The sequence below is a fragment of the Hymenobacter nivis genome (assembly GCF_006439025.1).
Classification (GTDB): Bacteria; Bacteroidota; Bacteroidia; order Cytophagales; family Hymenobacteraceae; genus Hymenobacter; species Hymenobacter nivis_A.
The window spans coordinates 184,116-203,467 of sequence record NZ_RCYZ01000002.1 but is presented as its reverse complement, the minus strand read 5'-3'; the positions used below and the strand labels follow the sequence as shown (position 1 = coordinate 203,467).

The 19,352-nt window shown below is 66.0% G+C and carries 15 protein-coding genes; 3 read left to right on the top strand and 12 right to left on the bottom strand.

Annotated features, from left to right (window positions below):
- Position 1 precedes the first annotated feature (1 nt).
- The 5 genes from EAH73_RS05335 to EAH73_RS05315 form a co-directional block, all read right to left on the bottom strand.
- Positions 2–1,312: an MFS transporter gene (locus tag EAH73_RS05335; RefSeq protein ID WP_140465464.1), complete on the bottom strand. Its 1,311-nt coding sequence runs from the start codon at positions 1,310–1,312 to the stop codon at positions 2–4.
- Between the two features lie 114 nt (positions 1,313–1,426).
- A complete protein-coding gene (locus EAH73_RS05330) occupies positions 1,427–1,798 on the bottom strand; it encodes a nuclear transport factor 2 family protein (protein ID WP_140465463.1) in 372 nt (123 codons plus the stop codon).
- A gap of 78 nt (positions 1,799–1,876) precedes the next feature.
- Positions 1,877–2,242 (bottom strand): VOC family protein, encoded by a 366-nt coding sequence (locus tag EAH73_RS05325; protein WP_140465462.1) that lies wholly within the window; start codon positions 2,240–2,242, stop codon positions 1,877–1,879.
- A 235-nt stretch (positions 2,243–2,477) separates the two neighbouring features.
- A complete protein-coding gene (locus EAH73_RS05320; protein WP_140465461.1) occupies positions 2,478–4,610 on the bottom strand; it encodes an FUSC family membrane protein in 2,133 nt (710 codons plus the stop codon).
- Positions 4,611–4,872: 262 nt separating this feature from the next.
- Positions 4,873–5,829: a bestrophin family protein gene (locus EAH73_RS05315; RefSeq protein ID WP_140465460.1), complete on the bottom strand. Its 957-nt coding sequence runs from the start codon at positions 5,827–5,829 to the stop codon at positions 4,873–4,875.
- Positions 5,830–6,039: 210 nt separating this feature from the next.
- Between EAH73_RS05315 and EAH73_RS05310 the strand changes: the two genes are divergently transcribed.
- Together EAH73_RS05310 and EAH73_RS05305 are read left to right on the top strand one after the other, a co-directional pair.
- Positions 6,040–6,864, top strand: coding sequence for an energy transducer TonB (locus tag EAH73_RS05310; RefSeq protein ID WP_140465459.1), 825 nt, complete (start codon positions 6,040–6,042; stop codon positions 6,862–6,864).
- A gap of 114 nt (positions 6,865–6,978) precedes the next feature.
- Positions 6,979–8,520, top strand: coding sequence for a DNA integrity scanning protein DisA nucleotide-binding domain protein (locus EAH73_RS05305; RefSeq protein ID WP_140465458.1), 1,542 nt, complete (start codon positions 6,979–6,981; stop codon positions 8,518–8,520).
- Positions 8,521–8,553: 33 nt separating this feature from the next.
- On the opposite strand, the gene EAH73_RS05300 is transcribed toward EAH73_RS05305, so the two are convergent.
- The 5 genes from EAH73_RS05300 to EAH73_RS05280 form a co-directional block, all read right to left on the bottom strand.
- Positions 8,554–9,978, bottom strand: coding sequence for a hypothetical protein (locus EAH73_RS05300; RefSeq protein ID WP_140465457.1), 1,425 nt, complete (start codon positions 9,976–9,978; stop codon positions 8,554–8,556).
- Positions 9,979–10,334: 356 nt separating this feature from the next.
- On the bottom strand, positions 10,335–10,844 hold the full coding sequence (locus EAH73_RS05295) for a PaaI family thioesterase (RefSeq protein WP_140465456.1): 510 nt from the start codon (positions 10,842–10,844) through the stop codon (positions 10,335–10,337).
- Positions 10,845–10,876: 32 nt separating this feature from the next.
- Positions 10,877–11,440, bottom strand: coding sequence for a PPC domain-containing DNA-binding protein (locus EAH73_RS05290; RefSeq protein ID WP_140465455.1), 564 nt, complete (start codon positions 11,438–11,440; stop codon positions 10,877–10,879).
- Between the two features lie 40 nt (positions 11,441–11,480).
- Complete coding sequence (locus EAH73_RS05285; protein WP_140465454.1) at positions 11,481–12,464, bottom strand: Gfo/Idh/MocA family protein; 984 nt, start codon at positions 12,462–12,464, stop codon at positions 11,481–11,483.
- Positions 12,465–12,560: 96 nt separating this feature from the next.
- On the bottom strand, positions 12,561–13,448 hold the full coding sequence (locus EAH73_RS05280) for a glycerophosphodiester phosphodiesterase family protein (RefSeq protein ID WP_240047151.1): 888 nt from the start codon (positions 13,446–13,448) through the stop codon (positions 12,561–12,563).
- 506 nt (positions 13,449–13,954) lie between these two features.
- Between EAH73_RS05280 and EAH73_RS05275 the strand changes: the two genes are divergently transcribed.
- Positions 13,955–17,077 carry a TonB-dependent receptor gene (locus EAH73_RS05275; RefSeq protein ID WP_317129374.1) on the top strand — a complete coding sequence of 1,041 codons (3,123 nt, stop codon included), beginning with the start codon at positions 13,955–13,957 and terminating at the stop codon, positions 17,075–17,077.
- 222 nt (positions 17,078–17,299) lie between these two features.
- Here the strand turns inward: EAH73_RS05275 and EAH73_RS05270 are convergent, their stop codons facing one another.
- Positions 17,300–18,490: a hypothetical protein gene (locus EAH73_RS05270; RefSeq protein ID WP_140465452.1), complete on the bottom strand. Its 1,191-nt coding sequence runs from the start codon at positions 18,488–18,490 to the stop codon at positions 17,300–17,302.
- Between the two features lie 26 nt (positions 18,491–18,516).
- Entirely contained in the window at positions 18,517–19,263 is a 747-nt protein-coding gene (locus EAH73_RS05265) for a hypothetical protein (protein ID WP_140465451.1), read from the bottom strand.
- Between the last annotated feature and the right edge of the window lie 89 nt (positions 19,264–19,352).

The window sequence follows — 19,352 nt, the reverse complement described above, 5'->3', positions numbered from 1 at the left end:
CTTACCCTTGCGCCACCAGCTGCGGCTGCACCCGCAACCGGCGCTGGGCCACCACCAGCACCAGCATCAGCCCGCCGCAGGCCAGGCCGATGACGGGCGCGGTGGTGACTTCCAGCAGCCAGCCGTTGAGGTAGCTGCTGGCCACGCCGCACAGGTTCACGAGGGCCATGTAGGTGGTGAATTGGGAGCCCTCAATTTTAGGGCGGCAGAAGGCCATCAGGGCCGGCATGGCGGCCACGCTCAGCAGCGGGTCGGCCACGTTCATCAGCACGAGGCCCGTGAAGCCCACGGCCCGCAGGTGCCAGAATGGCGCCAGGGCCCCAAATACGAGCAGGAAAAAGGCGTAGCCGGCCAGCACCCAGTATTGCAGCTTGGCCGTGCCGAGGCGGTCCACGAGCACGCCGCCGCCCAGCAATAGTACAAACGCCGCCACGCTGCCCCAGCTGCCTTGCAGGATGGACACGTCGGCGTCGGCCCAGTGCAGGGTGTGGATGAGGTGGTAGTTGTAAGCGTTGCCGAACAGGTAGGCGGCCAGGTAAGCCAGGAAAATAATGCCGAACGCCTGCAGGCTGTAGCGCTCCACCACGGCCCGCCACAGCTCGGTAAAGAGCCAGCGCAGCGAAGGGTTTTGCTCGTCGTCGTTCAAGGCGGCGGCGTGGGCCCGGGCGGCCGCGCGCCCAGCTTGGCCGAAGGTGGGCAGCAGACGGTCGGCGCGGTCGAGCTTGATGAAAAAAGTTAACACCGTGAGCACCAGTAGCGTGCCCGACTGCACCAGTGCCGCCGGCCGGAAGCCGCCGTGGTGCAGCACGTAGGCCAGCACCGCCCCCCCCAAGGCCCAGCCCAGCAGGTAGCCGCCGCGCATGAAGGCGTTCACGCGGCCGCGCTCAGCGGGCGGCACCACCGAAATGGCAATGGCGTCCACACTAGCATCTTGGATGGAGGCGAACACGCTGTGCACGAAAAACACCCCACCCATCAGCCCCAGCTGGGCCACGGGGTTGCGCACGAGCAGCAGCGAAAGCGAGGCCAGGCAGGCCACCAGCTGCGTGAGCACCACCCACTGCTTGCGGTGGCCAATAATGGAATATTGAAACTTGTCGATCAGGGGCCCCCAGATGAACTGGAACGTCCAGGGCAGGCCCACGATGGCGGCGAACGTGCCCACCGATTTGGCCGTGAGTCCGCTGCCCACCAGGTAGTTATACACCGCCGTCAGGGCAAACCCCGAGGGGATGCCCTGCATTATGTATAGGTAGAAAAACGTGAAGTAGCGCAGCCCCACGCTCTCCCGAAGCACCATATTTTTTGCCATAGCCGTGCGCTAACAACGGCTTCAGGCGGCAATGGTTAAGGCCCAGCTTATCGGCGGGCCGCGCACGCGCTACGCGCCACAACCACTTAGCCAATAGTGCCTTTAACCAGGGGGTTAGGATGGGTCGGTACCGGGCAGCACCGGCTCGATGTCCATTTGCTGGAGCAAGCCGTCTTGCACGGTGTAGAGGTGCTTCACGGGGCCCTCAAATAGCAGTTTGCCCTGCTTGTCGTGCACTACCTGGTGCACGGCTACCTCAAACCGGCCGTCGGCACGCGCTTGGATGCCGGTGGGCGTCACCTTGGGGTCCAGCTCCTCCCACTGCCGCAGCCAGTAGGCGCGCACTTCGGCGGGGCCCGTGGCGTAGTCGCCCTCCCAGGCCTTGGCCCAGCGCACCTGCGGGTGGAAGGTGGCCAGCACGGCGGGAATGTCGCGGGCGTTGAAGCCGGCGTAAGCGGTGCGGATCAGGTCGTGGGGCGTTGCCATGCGAAAAGGAAAAAGGATGTGGTAATAAAGGCGCGGGGCCCCAATAGTTAAGGCCCCGCTCGGCGGCCGCGCCGGGCGCTACGGTGCCAGCTGCAACATTTCCAAGCGGTTGTCGAACGGGTCGCGGACGAAGAAGCGCTGCCGACCGTCGGGCAGCACGGAAGCCGGCTCGATGGCCACGCCCTGCGCTTCCAGCGCCCGCCGGGCCCCGGCCGCATCGGCCACCTCGAAGGCCGGGTGGCGCTTCGAGCGGGGCCCCAGCGGCGCGGGGTCTTCTTGGATGTGCAGCTCGATGCCGCCCACCAGGTACCAGACGGTGGCCTTGGGGTGGGGCCCCGGGGCCTCGGGCAGCCCCAGCACCCCGCCGTAAAAGGCGCGGGCCATTTCCAGGGCCCCCACCGGCACGCTCAGCAGCAAGTGGTGGAAGCGGGTGAATTGGATCATAAAGGATGGTTATTTTAGTAAGCCCCTTCAAAGGATAAGACGTTCCAGGCCACCGTATCACACCCAGCGCTGCTGTACTTATCAGTGGTGGTCTGGAAAAGACCAACAAGTGACGAAAGGCAGCAGCGCAATGTGGCCAATAGCTTCATCGTTTTACGTTTATCGAGTAATTAACAAACCCGGCATTTGCTACTTAAATCAACGCTGCCTGCCTTCAAAGATGGCCCCGGGGCCCCTACTCCGCCACGGCTTCGGCGGCTTTGCTGATGTCGCCGCTCACTTTTTGGAGGAAGGCCAGCTGCTCGCGCCAAGTGGGGTCGTCGGGGGCCAGGGCGGCGGGGGGCGGCGGGGCGGCTTCGGGCTCGGGGGCCCCGGGGGCCAGGCGGCGCAGGGCGGTGGCCAGGGCCCCCTGGGCCCCCACCAAGGCGCGCCGGGTGGCGGGCGTGAACTCGGGGCCCGGGTCGGCGGCGGCCAGGGCGGCGGCGCTGGCCGCCAGGGTGTAGTTGAGCACCACAAATTCATAAACGGCGGCGGGCTGGCGCTGGGTGCGCTTGGGCTCGGAGAGCATGCGCTGGAAGGCGGCGGCCAGGTTGGCGGTGGCCACGTAGGCGGTTTTGCGGGCCAGGCGGTAGGCGGTGGGCGCGGGGCCGGCGGGGGCGGCCAGGCGGGCGGCCACCTGGCGGAGGTAGTCCTGGTTGGCGCGCAGCACGGCGGCCATCAACTCGGGCAGCCCGGCGGCCTCCCAGCGCGGAAACAGGAAGTAGCCGCTGCCAAAGGCAATGGCACTGCCAATGAGCGTATCGATTACCCGTTCCTGGAGCACGTCGAGGTACGCAAATTTCAGCAGCCCGTACATGATGATGAGGTAGGCCGTGAGGAACACCACGAACACCCCGTAGCTCAGGCGCTGAAACGAGTAGGCCACGATGGCGAACACCACCAGCACGGCAAAGCGCACGTCGTTGCTGCTCACCACGGCCAGCACGGCCAGGCCCAGCAGGCCGCCGCCCAGCGTGCCCACGATGCGCTGCCCGTTGCGCTGCCGCGTGAGGCTGAAGCCCGGCTTGAGCAGCACCGTGGCCGTGAGCAAAATCCAGTAGCTGTGGTCGCCGTGCCAAAGCAGATCGGCCACCCCGAAGGCCACCACGCTGGCCGCCAGCACCCGCAGCGCGTGCCGGAACACGGCCGATTTCAGGGTGAAGCTCTGCCAGTAGGCCCCGGCCTTCCAGGCGTCGCGGGCAATGAACTGCACGTGCTGGGCAGCGCGGCCGGGCTCGGCGGGGGCTGCCCCGGGGCCCGCGGCGGCGTCGAAGTAGCGGCTCATGTCGGCCAGGCGGCGGCTGAAGTCGCGCAGGTTGACGAGCGTTTTCTTGAGCGGCCACACGCTGCCCCCCCCGTCCTGGGCCCCCAGCGCGTCGAGGTGGGTTTTGAGGGCTTCGAGGGCGGGCGCGAAGTCGGGCGGCGGGCCGCTCAGGGCGCGGTTGGCCTGGATGGCGGCCCCCAGGCGGTCGAGGGCGGCGGCCTGGGCGCGCAGCAGCCGGGCCACCTCGTCGAGGACCCCGCTGGCCCCAAAGTCGCGCCGCAGGGCCCCGTAGTCGAGGAAGGTGGCCGTCGCCCGCTCGTACAAGTCCACCACGTCGATGAAGGTGAGCACCAGCCGCCGGCCCGTGCTCGTGGATTCGTTCACCACCTGCCGGCTGCGGAAGAGCACGGCGCGCACGGCCTCCTGGGTGTCGCTCACGGCCACCTGGCGGGCCACCAGGCGCCGGTAGTCGTCGGCCAAGTCGGTGCGGGTGCGGTAAAAGTCGGCCTTGGCCACGAGGTAGCCGGCCAGCGCGTGGATGCTCTCGCCCAGCGCCTGCTGCGCCGCCCGGTAGGGCCCCACCCAGTTGAGCACCAGCGCCAGCAGCCCGTACCAAGCCCCGCCCGCGGCCAGGGCCAGCGCGTGGGGCAGCACCAGCGCCGGCCGCGCCGCCGGGTGGGCTAGCGTGAGCACCAGCGCCAGCAGCCCGCCCGTGCCCACGGCCCCGGCCCGGGCCCCCCACACAAGAAACATGCTCAGCCCAAAGCTCAGCGCGGCCACCTCCAGGCCCAGCAGCCAGCGCACCGGGGCCACGTAGCCCGTGAGAAGGGCCACGGCAAACACGAGGGCCAGGGCCGCCAGCTGGCCGTTGCGGCGGTGGCCGGCGGGGCCCGGCGTGTCGGGCACGCTCACGCACACCGCGCCGGTGGCCATCGTCAGGCCCAGGTCGAACTGCCCAAACTGGGCCCCCAGCGCCGCCGGCAGCAAAATGGCCACCGCCGTGCGCAGCCCACCCGAAAAATCGGCCCCGAAAAAAAAGTAGTGCAGGCGGGTAGGCAGGCGCATTCGGCGGCGAAGTAAGAAAAGCGGGGCAAGCGGGGCGCGGGCCCCAGCCGTTACGTCAAAAGCACTTGTTGCTTAAGCAGCAGCAAGTGCCCAAAGAACGGAACCCGGCGGCACGAAAAGCCGCCACGCCGCACGCCGCGAAGCCTCTCTACTGCGGCCGTAATTGATTGGTTGCGCAGGCAAGAGGCCCCACGGCGCACGGCCCGGCGTTCTGGCGAGCCAGGGCCCCCGGCGGCGAGCTGGCCCTTAGCACAGCGCGCCTTTAGTACAGCGCGTCTTCCACTGGCTCAATTTTGGGCGGCAGCTGGGTTTCGCCGAGCAGCTCGCGCAGGTCGATTTCGATGCTGCGGGAAATGGCCGTCATCGGCACGTCGTTAATAGTGTTGTCGAAGGGGTTTTCGCTGATGTGGCCCACCATCTCGATGGTGTTGAACACCCACGACACGAGCACCGAAAACGGCACCATCAGCCACACGTGGTACTGGCCCAGGGCCAGGCGGCTGTCAAACTCTTCCACCAGGCCCAGGGGCAGCAGCAGCGCAAACAGCCACACAAACACGGAGCTGAAGTAGGCGTACTGCCGCGGAAAGGGCGTGTTTTTGATGCGCTCGCAGCCGCCCTGGAAATTGAACAAATCCTGCACGGTTTGCATCATGGCCACCTGGCGGAACTCGGTGAGCAGGCCCGTGCGGTTGAGGTCGAGCAGCTCCTTGCTCTGGTGGCGCAGCAGGTGGGTGGGCGGGTTGGCGGCGTAGCGGGCAGCCGAGTCGCTGGGGTCGAGCAGAAAGGGCGCTACCTCCGTGTCCCAGAGCTCGTTGGTTTGGCGGCGCAGGTGCAGGCGCAGGGCGTTGCACCAGGCAATCTGGCGGTACACCAGGCGGCGGTGCAGCGCGTGCACCTCGGCGCCGTCGGGGTAGCCCTCCGGGAACTGCACAAAGTCAAACACCCGCAGCGCCCACACCCGCGAGGTGTTCACGATGCTGCCCCACAGCTGCCGCCCCTCCCAGAAACGGTCGTAGGAGCCGTTGTTTTTGAAACCGATGTAGAACGCCACCGCCGTACCCAGCAAGGCCACCGGCTGCCACGGAATGTCGAGCACGTGCACATTCAAGGGCCCGTATAAAAAGCAGATCAGTACGTTGTAGGCAAAGAAAAACAGTAGGCTTTTGCGCGATAAGCGCCAGATGAGCTGCGGGCGAAGATTGGGACGGATGTACATGAATGGGAATAAGAACAAAGGAGCAGCCCCGTCATACGCCGCCGCCGGGGCCCCCGGCCGAATGCTGGCCGCGGCTGGGGGCCCCGGCCGTAGCCAGCAGTGGCGGTTAAAGAAGCCCGCCGGCCCAAACAGTGCCGACGGAATAGCCAAAATTAACGTATTTTGAAGGGGATGCGCCGGCCGCGCCCCTTTTAAATTCATCTTTCCTTCATGAACAAACTTCTGCTCCCCGCCCTGGCCGGGGCCCTGTGCCTGGCCACCGGCCCCGCCGCCCACGCCCAAAAGCGCCCCCCCGCCCCCAAGCCCGACCGCACCCAGGTGTTCGACTCGGTGGCCCAGCCGGCCGTGCCACTGGGCGGCACGGCCGCCTACGCCCAGTTCTTGGCCGACCACCAGCGCTACCCGGCCCCGGCCATGCAGCAGGGCCAGCAGGGCACGGTGCCGGTCAGCTTCGTGGTGGAAAAAACCGGCGTGGTGAGCCACGTGGAGGTCGCCAAGCCCGTGGCCCCGCTGCTCGACGCCGAGGCCCTGCGCCTCATCAAGAGCGGCCCGCGCTGGACGCCGGCCAAAAACCGGGGCCAGGTGGTGCGCCAGCGCGTGACCGTGCCCGTAAGCTTCGTGCTCTCGCCGCCAGCCGCCACCGTGCAACTGCCCGCCAAGGGTGGGGCCCCCGCCCCGCCGCCCAATGCCGCCGACATCGCCGCCTCGGCCCACCCCGACCAGCCGGCTGTGGTGGCACCCGATAAGCCCGCCACCCCCGTGGGCGGCACCGATGCCTTTTTTGCCTGGATCGAGAAAAACCAGCAGTACCCCAAGCTGGCCCGCCAGCGCAAAATCCAGGGCAAGGTGCCGGTCGAATTCGTGGTGCAGGCCGACGGCAGCCTCACGGATGCCCGGGTGCTGAAAAAGATGGGCTCGGGCCTCGACGAAGAGGCCCTGCGCCTGATCCGGACGGCCCCAAAGTGGGAACCCGCCACCTACCAGGGCAAGCCCTTAAAGCAAAAGCTGGTGCTGCCCGTCTTGTTCCAACTGTAGGCCCCCCGGACCGACGCGCCTGTCCCCCCCGCGCCCTAGCCGGGCCCCCAGGGCCATACTTTTTGGCCCCGCCCGCTGTTGTGCTTACCCCTGCGCTTCCCTTTGCCCTGTTCCATGTACACCGTCCAGACCGACACCCTGCTGCCCGACGCCCTGCTAATTCCCGCCGATGCGGCGCCGGTGTGGCCCTACCAGGCCCGCTTCCGGCGCACGATCCAGGCCCTGGCCGACGAGCTGTTTGGGCTGCTCGACGACGACTTGAACCCCTTGGTGCAGCTGCTGGCCATGCCCACCGACACGGACTTGCCCGTGCGCTTCCTGGAAGCCGGGGCCGATGCCTTGCCCGCCGAACCCTTCGCCGGCGTGGTGGCCCGGGGCCAGGACATTCAGTACTCCAGCCCGTGGACCTACAATGACCGCGACGACCTCTCGCCCGCCATTTTGCGCCGGCGGCAAGAAGGCCGGGGCCTGCGCTGGGCCGTGCAGGACGTACTCAACGCGCTGGACGTCGATACGCACTACGTGCACTTCGCGGGCTGGCCGATTTTGGTCAACGACTGCTTTATTCTGACGATCCTGCGGGTCCAGCGCAAGGCTCTGCGGGCCCATCCCACCCTGCTGCCCGACCGTTATTACACCGACGGCAAGCCCCTGGCCACATCGCTGGCCATGGCCGTGATGTACCGCTTCAACGAAGAGGCAGTGAAGAACCTTAGCGAGCCTGAGCCCGGCGCGGGCGTGATGAGCCGCCCCCGCGAGGCCGAGGAGCTGCTGCGCGCCGCCGGCCGCTCCTTCCTCGACACGCCGGCCCAGGCCCTGGGCCTCGACCCCGCCGTGGCCCAACTGTTCGTCACCTGCAACACCATTTCGAGCCTGCGCTACGAAGGCGCCGAGGGCGTGGGCCGGCTGCTGCTGGCCCGCCGCCACCACCCCAACCTGGAGGAGGTGTTCGCCCTCACGTGCCCCACCCCGCTCACCGACTACCGGGCCGTGCGCAAGCTGCTGGAAATGACCACCCCCGACGTGCACCTGCTCGCCGACGGCGAAAACGTGTACGCCCTGGGCCGCCAAGTGGGCCACTACGACGCGGCCCGCGAAGACCTGTTCGCCGTCAACTTCATCACCCACTACGCCTGGGAGCTGCAGCACGGCACCCACTTGCTGCTGCGCGCCCACTACGGCCTGCCCGGCCTGCCGCGCGCCCGCCTCAGCCGCGCCAGCTTCCGGCGCGACCTTAAGCGCACCTTCGGCCTGAGCGACGCGCCCAAAGTGGACAAGCTGTGGGACGTGGTGCTGGAGGCCAGCCGCCAGAAGCACGGCACGCTGCTCGTCATCACCACCGAAGCCCTGGCCGAGGCCGACCGCCTCAAGCTCCAGTGCACCCTCATCGAGCCCGTGCCGCTCACCCCGCTCATCACGCGCCTCGTCACGGCCATCGACGGGGCCGTGCTGCTCGACCCCGAGGGCTACTGCTACTCCATTGGCGTAATTTTGGACGGCACCGCCAGCGGCCGCGGCGACGGCAGCCGCGGGGCCCGCTACAACTCGGCCCTGCGCTACGTCGAAAGCTCGCGCTACCCCTGCCTGGCCGTGGTCGTGAGCGAAGATGGCCTGGTGAACGTGCTCACAAAGGATTCGCTGCCGAAGCTGGCGTAATCCGGCGGGGCCCCCAGGGTCCCCGCCGGGCGGCTATTGCTTGCACACCTTCTGCACCGAAAGCTGGCCGTCGAGCACCACCTGCAGCAGGTATACCCCCGCTGGCAGGGCGGCCAAGTGGCCCAGCGCGCAGGTGCCGCTGGCCAAGTCAGCGGCCGTGAATGCCTGGTGGTGCAGCTGCCGGCCGTCGAGGGCCCGCAGGCTGGCCGTACCAGCGGCGGCCCCCAGCGGCCATTGCAGCCGCAGCGTTTCGCCGAAGGGCACGGGGGCCACTTGCACGGCGCGCGCTACACTGGTCGTCACCAACGCCGGGCTTGAGTACGTGCTGCTGCCGTCCCGGTCGAGCTGGCGCAGGCGGTAGTAGCCCGGGCCGGCCGTGCGGGGCCGGTACTGGTAGGTGTATTCGGTGGCAGTGGCCTTGTTGCCCGCGGCGGCCACCCGGCCCACCGGCGCAAAGGCCCGGCCGTCGGCGCTGGCTTCCACTTCAAAAGCGTCCGAATTCATTTCGCTGGCCGTGCGCCACTCCAGCTGCACCGCCCCGTTGGGCAGGGCGTGGCCCCCGAAGGCCGTGAGTTGCACCGGCAGGGGCCCTACGCCCTGCACCGTGGCGGCGTTGGCGTTGTACGCCACAAAGGCCACGTCGCTGCTACCGCTTAGCTGCACCTGAAACTTGGCCACGCGGCGGTAGTCGCTGGCAACCAAGCCAAACTCCTTGAAGTCGGCGGTCCACAGCCGCAGGTCACGGGGCGTTTTGGTGAAGCCCAGGGCCAGCGACAACAGGCTCTGCGTAGCGTCGTAGAAATCGGCCAGCCACTGGCCCACCACCGGGAAAGCGCTGCCGTAGGTGACGGTGACGGGCTTGCCTACCACGGCCCCGGTGGCATCCAGGAAGCTGTACACGTCCGACGAGCCCGCCGGGTCGGCAAACTGCGTCACGAGCACGTCCGGCACCCCGTCGTTGATGGCCGCGGCCTGCACGTTGCTGATGGTGAAGGTGAGGGTACCGGCGGGAATGTTGGCCACGCCCGTGCCCAAGTCTAGGCCGTTGGGCCCGTCGGTGAGGTAGCGCGCCAGGTCGCGCAAGGGGGGCGGAAAGCTGGGCCCGTTGTTCACGTGGTCGTAAAGCTGTCCCAGGCCCACCTTGGTGCTCAGGTTTGTGCCAATGGCCGCCACGGGCAGGGCCCGGTACAGGCCGGGCGTAAAAGCTAGCTTGGCTTGCCGCAGCCGGGCATCGCTCACGCCCGTCGAGTAGCGCACCCCATTGGCCACAAACGCAAGCAGGTAGTGCGAGCTATCCGGCTTCACGGGATTGGTGTATTCGGCGGGCTTGGCGCCGTTGGCACTCACCCACAGCCCGTTGTAAGTGGTGGCAATTTCTGTAACGTAGTTGACGCTCTGGGCCTTGGCGGCTGGCGCCAGTGCGCTTATCAGGCATAGAATGGTAAAGGTTTTTTTCATAGCAGTGCGTTGGTGGAAGGTTGAAATCAACCAGAATGTAGCCAGCAGCAAGTGATAACAGAGCGAGATAAATACTATTTTTTACAAAAATCAATACTTATTATTATCCATTATATGTTTGACTATTAAACTGTAATGATTAAAAAAAAATGACGGCTCAAAGATATTAGGACGTGATATTTATATTATTTTAATAAACATCACTTTTCTTTGAAAATTGATTTTCGCCCAGCACCCAGCCCTTGCCGGAGCTACGCGCATTGCCACAACGAAAAGAGCGAGGGCAACCCGGCGGCCGCCCTCGCTCCATGCAACCTGTGCGATTTTAAGCCCGCGCCACCGTCACCCCCGGGGCCCTATCGTTTGGCCCGAAACGACCACGTGACGCGGAACACCGCCACCACGTCGCCGGCCTCGTCGCGGCCGGTGCTGGTGCACACCGCGGTGCGGCCCTCGCCGGTGGCGCGGCTCTCGGCCACAGCTTGGGCAATGGCGGCGCCATCGGGGCAGGTGAAGGCAATCAGGCCCGTGGCCTTCTTGGTGAACGTGGCCTCCAGGCCCGTGACGAGCATTGACACGGGGCCCCCGGCCTGCACGTGCAGCATGGCTTGAAGGCCGCTGGCCAGTTCGGCCGCCATGGCCAGGCAGGCGAAGTAGATGCTGCGGAACGGGTTTTGGGTGAGGTACTTGTACCGGATGGTGACCGTGGCGGCTTCCGGCGTTAGCTCGCGCAGGCGCAGGCCGGCCAGGGCGGCCATCGGCAGCTTGCGCAGCAGGAACAGCCGCAGCTTGAGGGGGCTAAGCACTTGGCGGCGGAAAGCCGCGGCTTGCGGGGCCTCGGCGGCAGAAAAAGCAGGGTCGGGCATGGGGCGGGCGCGCGGCGGATGCGCGGCCCAAGCTACGGCTTTTTGGCCGGGGCTCTAGGCGGGGCAGGCGCGGGCGCCGAGTGCACCGTCAGTTCCTGGTAGCCGAAGGTGGGGTCGGTTTCGCGCCGAAACTCCAGCGCTGGCAGCTCGGCCAGCACAATTTCGGCGGTGGTGTACACCCGGCAGCCGTCGAGCAGGTGGCCGCCCAGGGTGCGGCCCGTGCTGTCGGCCACGGCCAGGTGCAGGTGCGAGCCGTGGGTGGAAAGCGTGCCCACGAGCGACACGATTTCGAAGTGGCCGCGGTACTCGGTGGGGCCCTCCTGGTTGGCTAGCCGCAGCGTGGCCACCGTGAGGCTGCCCACGCACGTGAGCAGGGCCCCCGCCCGCAGGTGTTGGGCCTGCACAAACGCCAGGATGCCCTGGCGCAGGTCGTCGCCGGGGCGTAGGCGCAGGGCGTAGGTTTTCAGCGGGGAAGACGGGGCAGCAGGCACAGCGGCGGCGGATATATGGCGCGGCGAAGGCTGCGCCAGCGCGGGGCCGGCCAGTAACCCCAGCAGCGGAAAGAGGAAGCGGAACACCCGGCAAAGTAACGGCATTCTGGGGCCTTGGGCGCTGGCCCGCTGGAGCCCCCAGCCGCTACTCGCCCGGGTAGCGCAGCCCGATTTCGGCCCGCACCGCGTCTAGTAACCCCATCAGCTCCAAGCTGAAAGCCAGCGGGAGCAGCGGGCTTTCCGATAGGCCCTGGGCCAGGCACTGCTGCACGTGCGCCGCTTCGTAGTGGTAGCCACCGCCGGCCCAGGGCGCGGGGTATTCCTGCGCTTTTTCCTCGCCGAAAAGCTGCACCCGCACGCCGGTGGGCGCGTGGAACCGCCCCGTGAGCTGCAACTGGCCCTTGGTGCCGTACAGCACGCAGCGGTTGTCGGTGGGGGCGGCGATGGTAGAAAACAGGGTGGCCGTGGCGCCGCTGGCATACGCCAAGGCCATCGCGCAGTTCGCGTCCACGCCGGTGCCGGTGGGCGTCGAAACGGCCCGCACGGCCGCTGGGGCCCCTAGGAACAACTGGCTGATGAAGAGCGGGTACACGCCAATGTCGAGCAGAGAACCGCCGGCCAGCGCGGGATCGAACAGCCGCCCGGTGGGATTAAAGGGGGTTGCGAAGCCAAAGTCGGCCACCAGGTGCTTCACCTCGCCGATGACGCCGGATTGGACTAACTCCAGGGCCTGGGCGATGGCCGGGAAGAAGCGCGTCCAGAACGCTTCCATCAGGAAAACGCCCCGCTCCTGCGCCACGCGCACCATTTCTTGCGCTTGGCTAGCGTTCTGGGCAAAGGCCTTTTCGCAGAGCACGGGCAGGCCGCCGCGCAGGCACAGCAGGGCGTGGGCGTGGTGCTCGGAGTGCGGCGTGGCGATGTACACGGCGTCGATGCCGGGCACGGCCAGCAGCTCGTCGTAGCTGCCCACCGCGTGGGGGGCCCCAAACTCGGCGGCGAAGGCTTGGGCTTTGGCCAGGCTGCGCGAGGCCACGGCGTGCAGCTTGGCGCCGGGCACGTGCGCCAGGTCGGCGGCAAATTTGCGGGCGATGTGGCCGGGGCCCAAAATGGCCCAGTTGAAGGTGCGCATGAGTGAAAAGCCGGGTGGGTGAGCGGCCGAAGGTAGGGCGGGGCCCGGGTTTCGGCGGCCGCGGCCCGGGGCCCCCAAGTTTTCTCGCCCCGGGATTTAGCGGGCTTTCGGGTCGGCCGGGGCCCCCAGCAAGTCGGGGTAATCCGTGATGATGCCGTCCACGCCGTGCTGCACCAGCTGGGTAATTTCGGCCGCGGTGTTCACCGTCCACGGCACAACCTTGAGGCCGTGCTGGTGGCACTCGCGCACCAAGTCGCTGGTGACCAGCTGGTGGGCGGGGCTGTAGATGGTGGGCAAAAAGCTCAGGCGCTGCAAGTTGCCGGCCACCCCGAGCTGGTTTGCTACCAGCAGGGCCGTTTGCTGGGCCGGGTGCGTGCGGTGCAGCACTTCCAGCGAGCGGGGGTCGAACGACTGGATCGTCACCCGGTCCTGCACGCCCTTGGCCGCCACCACGGCCATCAGCAGCCGCACGAACTCCTCCGGCGCGGGGTGCAACTGGCCGTCGCCGGCGGGCGCGAGCTTGGTTTCGATGTTGTAGCGCGGCGCGGGCCGGTGCTTGCGCCGCGCGTAGGCTTCGGCCGAGTCAATTACTTCGGCCAGCAGCGGCTTGTAGGTCCGCAGCTTTTGCTGCCGCGCAAACTGGGGGTTGCCGGCCCCGCCCGCGTCGTAGCGCCGGATGTCGGCGTAGGGCATGGCGTAGAGCCGGTGGTTTTGCTCCTCGCTCTTGGCCAGGGGCTGGCCCTCGGGCGTGCGCATGAAATCGGCGTTCAGGAACGGGTCATGCGACAGCAGCACCTGCTTGTCTTGGCTGATGGCGATGTCCATTTCCAGGGTGGTCACGCCCAGGTCCAGGGCCCGGCGCATGGCCGGCACGGTGTTTTCCGGCATCAGGCCGCGGCCACCGCGGTGGCCCTGCACATCGAAACCGGCCGGCACTGGCACAGGGCCCTGGGCAGCGGCCCCAGCGGCGCCCAGTAGCCCCAAGGAAAGAAAAGGAATTAGTAGGCGCATGTTGCAATTAATTAATTTCTCAGTCATCATTTTTAGCTACTATAATAATGTTCCGTGTGGTGCACAAAAAATTACCACTGTTAAATTAAGAAATCCACAATTACTTTTATTTAAATATTTTTTTATACTATCGGCTAATTATGCTCGATTTAAAATTAAGCCTCATGTGCTCTTTCTGTGTAATTTATTTTATCGTTTTGTAAATATTATTTTTCTGCTTCGGCGAATAATTTAATCATACCCAATAATTAGCGCACCAGTTGCAAACCGGAAGAATTATGGCGCAAATTAGCCGGAATTGCGGCCATTGCAATGAATTTTCTGTGAATATATTTCATAATACAAAGACACTTTTGCCGTAATAGCACGCCTCTACTTTTGCAGCCAAATTTATAATACCCCTGCAAATGGCACAACACCTACCGAAAACAATTACCGTTTTCTTACTTTTAATTCTCGGCTTTGGACGAATTACTGCGGTGGCGCAAACTTCCCAAGCGGGCATTAGCGGCGTGGTAACGGACGATAAAAAAGAAGTTATTCCGGGCGCAACGGTACAGGCGCGCAACGAAGCAACCGGTTTCACCACGTACACGGCCAGCAACCCAAAGGGCGAGTATACTTTTAAGCAATTGCCGCTGGGGGGGCCCTACACCGTTACGGTTACGTTCGTGGGCTACGGCACCCAGAAACGGGGCGGCTACACGCTCAACCTGAGCGACATTTTGCGCCTGGACGTGCAGATGCAAACGGCCACCAACGAGCTCGACGCCGTGGTGGTGAACGCCTCCAGCATGCAGAACAACATCCCCAACCTGGGGGCCTCCACGGCCGTTACCGCCCGCAACATCCTCAAGCTGCCCGTCAACGGCCGCAATTTCACGTCCCTCATCGACCTTTCGCCCCTGAGCCGCGGGGGCAGCGTATCGGGGCAGCTGGCCACCTCCACCAACTACACCATCGACGGGATGACGGCCAAGAACGCCACGTTCGGCGGCACGGCGGGCACCGGGGCCCCCTACTCCATCTCCATCGAGGCGGTGCGCGAGTTCAAGGTGGTGACCAACCAGTACGACGTGACGTACGGCCGCAGCGGCGGGGGCACCATCAACACGGCCACCAAAGCGGGCACGAACACGCTGAGCGGCAGCGCCTTCACCTTCGTGCGGGCCAACCAGCTGTCGTCGCCCTACGACATCCGCGGCAACAAGCGCAACGTGCCGTTCTCTACTTACCAGTACGGCTTTTCGCTGGGGGGCCCCATCATCAAGGACAAGGCCCAGTTCTTCATCGCCTACGACCACCAGCGCGACGCCCGGCCGCTGCAGATTGCCGACATCCAGGGCCCCGCCGACGAGCAGCGCCTGAACGTGACGCAGGGCACGCTCGACAACTACCTGCGCATTGCCCGCGGCAAGTACGGGGTGGCCAATTCGCAGCAGTTCGGCTCGTTTGATAAGCGGGAAAACACCGACGCCATCTTCGCCCGGGTCGATTTCCAGCTCAACAACAAGAATTTGCTGACCGTCAGCAACAACTACGTTTACGACCTCAACAACCAGAACATCAACGACAACACGGCCATCAACCTGTACGAAGTGTACGGCAGCAGCCGCAACAAAAGCAACAGCACGCTGGCCACGCTGCGCTCGACGCTGAGCCCGCGCCTGACCAACGAGCTGAAGGTGCAGCAACTGTCGGCGTCGGTGGAGAGCATTTCGGGCGACCAGCTGCCGTCGGGGTTCGCCACCCTGCCGCGCGCCATCGTCGACCGCATCCAGTCGACGGTGAACGACAAGAGCGTGTTCACCTCCATTCAACTGGGCGGGCAGCGCTACGCGCCGGAGTACTTCTTCAGCAACGTGTCGCAGATTACCGACAACGTGTACTACAACACCGACAAAATCAATTTCACATTCGGCACCGATTTAATGTACACGCACTTGCGGTCGCGGTACGGCAGCGAGCTGAACGGCCGGTTCTACTACACGGGCCTGACCAATTTTGAAAACCTGGCCCCGTACCGCTACGCCCGGGAAATTCCGCTGGTGGACGACCCCAGCGTGAAGCAGAACTTTATCAACACCGGCCTGTACGCCCAAATGCAAACCACCCTGGCCCCGGGGCTGGACGTAATGGCCGGCATCCGGGCCGACTACACCACGTACCTGAACAAGCCCAACTTCAACCAGGTGGTGTTCGACGACTTGGGGCTGCGCACGGACCACTCGCTCACCACGTTTCAGCTCCAACCTAGGGCCCAGCTCACCTGGAACGTGGGCGAGCGGCAGAAAGACATTGTGCGCCTGGGCGGCGGCATTTTCGGGTCGGACATCCTCAACTACACCATGATCAACAACATGGTGTTCGACGGCACCAAGCTGGCTTCGGTTGACATCACGAACACGCCGGCGAACCCCAACTTGGTGCCGGTGCCCAACTTCCCCGGCTACCGCGCCAACCCGGCCACCACGCCCGGCACGGAGCTGTTCAACGACCCCAGGGTGCAGCGCCTGTCCACCATCAACCTGAACCGCGAAGACGTCCGAATCCCGGTCGTTTACAAAGCCAATTTTTCTTACAACCGCTTCGTGACCGAGCGGCTGCGCCTGGGGGTGAGCGCCTACATGAGCCTGGGCCGCAATAACTACATGTACACCGATGCTAACCTGGTGGACCAGCCCTACTTCCGCCTGAGCAACGAGGACAACCGGGGCGTGTACGTGCCGGCCAACACCATCGCCACCAGCAACGGCGCCACCGACTGGACGCAGGGCCGCAAAACCACGCGGGTGGGCCGCGTGCTGGCCCTGAACAGCGAAGGCCGGGTGAACCAGTACGCCTTCGTGTTCGACGGCACGTACCGTTACTTAAAAGACGGCGAAATCTCGTTCAGCTACACCTACAACGACACCAAAGACAACACCTCCTACAACGGCAACGTGGCCAACACCGCCACGCTGGCCCTGCCCGTGCGCGACAACCCGCGCGACCTGAGCAAGCTCTCCCCCTCGGACAACCAGTTCCGTACTAAGGTGGTGGTGTACGGCACGCTGCCCACGTTCTACGGCATCAGCGTGGGTGTGCGGTACTCCGGCATCGGGGGCACCCCGTACTCGCTGCTGGTGGCCGGCAACGTGAACGGCGACTTTGTGGCGTCCAACGACCTGGCCTATGTGTTCGACCCCAAGGATTCGAAAGCACCGGAGTCGCTGCGCAACGGCATCCAGGCGATACTGGACAACCCCAACGCCAGCGAGAACCTCAAAGACTACGTGCGCCGCAGCATCGGCAAAGTGGCCGAACGCAACGGCGGCGTCAACAGCTTTTACGGCCAGCTTGACCTGCGCATCGCCAAACGCTTCAAAACGTTCAGCCAAAGCCAGTACCTCGAGTTGTCAGGCGATTTGTTCAACGCAACCAACCTGCTGAACAAGAGCAACGGCGTGGTTAAAACGCTGGGCAACCAAAGCATTTATTCCTTGGCCAGCTTCAACGCCGCCACCAGCAACTACAATTACAACATCAACCCCAACACGGGCGTGGTGACGCCCAACAACAACCCCTACCAGTTCCAGTTGGGTTTGCGCTACGGTTTCTAACCCCGCTGCCCGCTGCGGCTAATGGCTGGCCAAGACGAAAGCCACCCGTAGCAGCGAGCAGCTAGGCCCCAGCGGCCCCGGGTAAAACAGAATGGTCCGACGAATAACCCAAGGGGTTTCGTCGGACCATTCTCGTGTTTGCAAGAACTGCTTTGCTGCAAGGTGCGGGCGCAACCAGCGTCGCCATCAGGGCCCCTGGGCCCCAGCCGCCGCCCGGGGGCCCTAACGGCTGAAGCGCACCGTGCCGTTGCGCATGCGGATGCTAACGTTGCCGGCGCCACGCCGCGGCACGGTGCGGCCGAACACGCCCAGCACGTCGCTCGACTGCGCGCCGTGGGCCTCGGAGAGCACCCGCACCAGGGCGGGGTCAACGAGGAGCTGGCCCTGCTCGGTGCGCACGTCGAAGCGGAAGGCCGGGGTTTCGGCGAAGCCCAGGCGAATGGTGCTGAAGCCGCCGTCGAGGGTGATTTGGCGGAAGTTGGGGCCCGTGTCGCGCACCTCAAAATCGGGGCAGTAGCGCAGGGCCATGTCCAGCTCCTCGCCAATTTTCTCTACGCTGAAGTGCGAAAAGCCCGACGAGCCCCGCAGCGAGCCCACCGTGCCCAGGGCCAGGTCGCCGTACTTGCTGTGCACCACCAGGGTTTCCACGGTGCCCACTTCCACGTCGGCGTAGTTGGTGCGCAGGTCCACGGTTTGGCCGGCGTCGAGGCGCAGGCGGGCGTAGCTGGCGTCGATGCTGGCGCGGCCCGCAAACGGAATGGCGCAGTTGCCGTTGGCGATGCGCACCGCGTTGCGGGGCCCCAGCAGGCGGGCCGTGCGCAGGTCGCCGTAGTTCACGGCCAGGTCGGTGGGCCCAGTGAGGTCACCGGCCACGGCCACGGCCCCGAAGCCGTTGGCCACGCGCAGGGCCGTGGCCGCGGGCAGCCACACGGTGTAGTTGATTTCGTAGCGCCGGCCGCTGCACCCGCTGCGGCCGCGCAGCGCGGGCCCAAACTGGGAGGCCACCAGCACGCCGCCCGTGCGGGCGTCGTAGTCGAGCCACTGCACGCCCAGGGCGTCCAGCACTTGCCGGGCCCCAGCCTCCGTTTCGGAACGGGCCACCAGCTCGGCCTCCACCTTGATTTCGGCCTTGCCCCAGGTATTGATTTGCACCCGGCCGTAGCGGGCCTCTAGGGCGAAGGGCCGGCCGGCGGCGGGCACCCGGTAGCGGCGGCTTAGGCGGCGGCGCTGCTCCACGGGCGGCGTGGCCGCATCAAGCTCGGCATCACCACCCGTTTGGCCGGCGGTGGCGGCCGGGGCGCTGGGGCCCTGCTGGCCGGCGGCGGATAGGGCCCCGGGGGCGCGGCGGGCCTGCACGGGCGCGCCGTGCCCGAGCAGCCCGGCGGCCAGCACCAACGCCCCCAGGCGCCGCATTTTCCAACGGAAGGCCCCGCGCTGCACTACCGCGGGCGGTAAGAGCGGCTGTCGGCTAGCACCAGGCCGGCGGCAGTGGTGGGACGGGCTTCGGTCATGGCGCGGGTTTGCAGTTGGCGGTCGAGCAGGTCGAGACGGATTTGCAGGTTGCGGTTCATGGCCGTCAGCACCACGTCGGGCTGCGGGTGGTGGGGCAGCTCCAGCTTGAGCGTGTGGTAGCTCGAGTCGAGGGCCGCCAAATCGTGCCGCCACTCGGCGGTGGGGCTGCCGGCGGCCGAATCAGCCAGCTGACGCAGCTCCGCTTTGCGCTCGTTGAGTTGGGCCACGTAGTAGCTTTCCATCCCCTGCACAGCCGTGAGCAAGCGCCTGTCGGTGAGGTCGTTGCGGTCGGCCGCGGCCAGGGCCTGCGGGTCGCCCATGTACAGGGGCCCCAGGGGCGGGGCGCTGGTTTCAGCGGCAATGCCTGGCTCGGGGCCCGGCAAGCGGTGGCCCGATTTCCAGGCCTCGCTGGCCCCGGCGGCCACTACCAGCAGGGCCAGCGCGGCGGCCACGCCGTAGCGGTGCAGCCACGAAGCCGGCGCGGCGGCCAGCGGCGCGGGGGCCCCGGGCAGCGGCGCGGCGGCGGCCGGCACCGCAGCAACCGGCCCGGCGGCGGGGCCCGCGAGTTCGTTCTCGATGGCGGCCCACAGGTCGGGGCGCGGCTCGTGCACGTCGAAATCGGCGCGGTGCCGCTCGACGAAAGTGGCTAATGAATCGGGCTTATCGGATTGCATGATAATGGTAAGAACGGGCGGCCAGCCGGGGGTGGGGCAACGGCTGGGGCGGCAAGCTATAAATAGGAATGATTGGCGGAGAAGCGACC

Excerpts from the sequence above, each read along its gene's own strand:
- EAH73_RS05270 (WP_140465452.1), bottom strand. The coding sequence starts at position 18,490 with ATGCGGCGCCTGGGGGCGTTGGTGCTGGCCGCCGGGCTGCTCGGGCAC.
- EAH73_RS05330 (WP_140465463.1), bottom strand. The coding sequence starts at position 1,798 with ATGGCAACGCCCCACGACCTGATCCGCACCGCTTACGCCGGCTTCAAC.
- EAH73_RS05300 (WP_140465457.1), bottom strand. The coding sequence starts at position 9,978 with ATGAAAAAAACCTTTACCATTCTATGCCTGATAAGCGCACTGGCGCCA.
- EAH73_RS05290 (WP_140465455.1), bottom strand. The coding sequence starts at position 11,440 with ATGCCGTTACTTTGCCGGGTGTTCCGCTTCCTCTTTCCGCTGCTGGGG.
- EAH73_RS05285 (WP_140465454.1), bottom strand. The coding sequence starts at position 12,464 with ATGCGCACCTTCAACTGGGCCATTTTGGGCCCCGGCCACATCGCCCGC.
- EAH73_RS05325 (WP_140465462.1), bottom strand. The coding sequence starts at position 2,242 with ATGATCCAATTCACCCGCTTCCACCACTTGCTGCTGAGCGTGCCGGTG.
- EAH73_RS05310 (WP_140465459.1), top strand. The coding sequence starts at position 6,040 with ATGAACAAACTTCTGCTCCCCGCCCTGGCCGGGGCCCTGTGCCTGGCC.
- EAH73_RS05295 (WP_140465456.1), bottom strand. The coding sequence starts at position 10,844 with ATGCCCGACCCTGCTTTTTCTGCCGCCGAGGCCCCGCAAGCCGCGGCT.
- EAH73_RS05315 (WP_140465460.1), bottom strand. The coding sequence starts at position 5,829 with ATGTACATCCGTCCCAATCTTCGCCCGCAGCTCATCTGGCGCTTATCG.
- EAH73_RS05335 (WP_140465464.1), bottom strand. The coding sequence starts at position 1,312 with ATGGCAAAAAATATGGTGCTTCGGGAGAGCGTGGGGCTGCGCTACTTC.
- EAH73_RS05265 (WP_140465451.1), bottom strand. The coding sequence starts at position 19,263 with ATGCAATCCGATAAGCCCGATTCATTAGCCACTTTCGTCGAGCGGCAC.
- EAH73_RS05320 (WP_140465461.1), bottom strand. The coding sequence starts at position 4,610 with ATGCGCCTGCCTACCCGCCTGCACTACTTTTTTTTCGGGGCCGATTTT.
- EAH73_RS05305 (WP_140465458.1), top strand. The coding sequence starts at position 6,979 with ATGTACACCGTCCAGACCGACACCCTGCTGCCCGACGCCCTGCTAATT.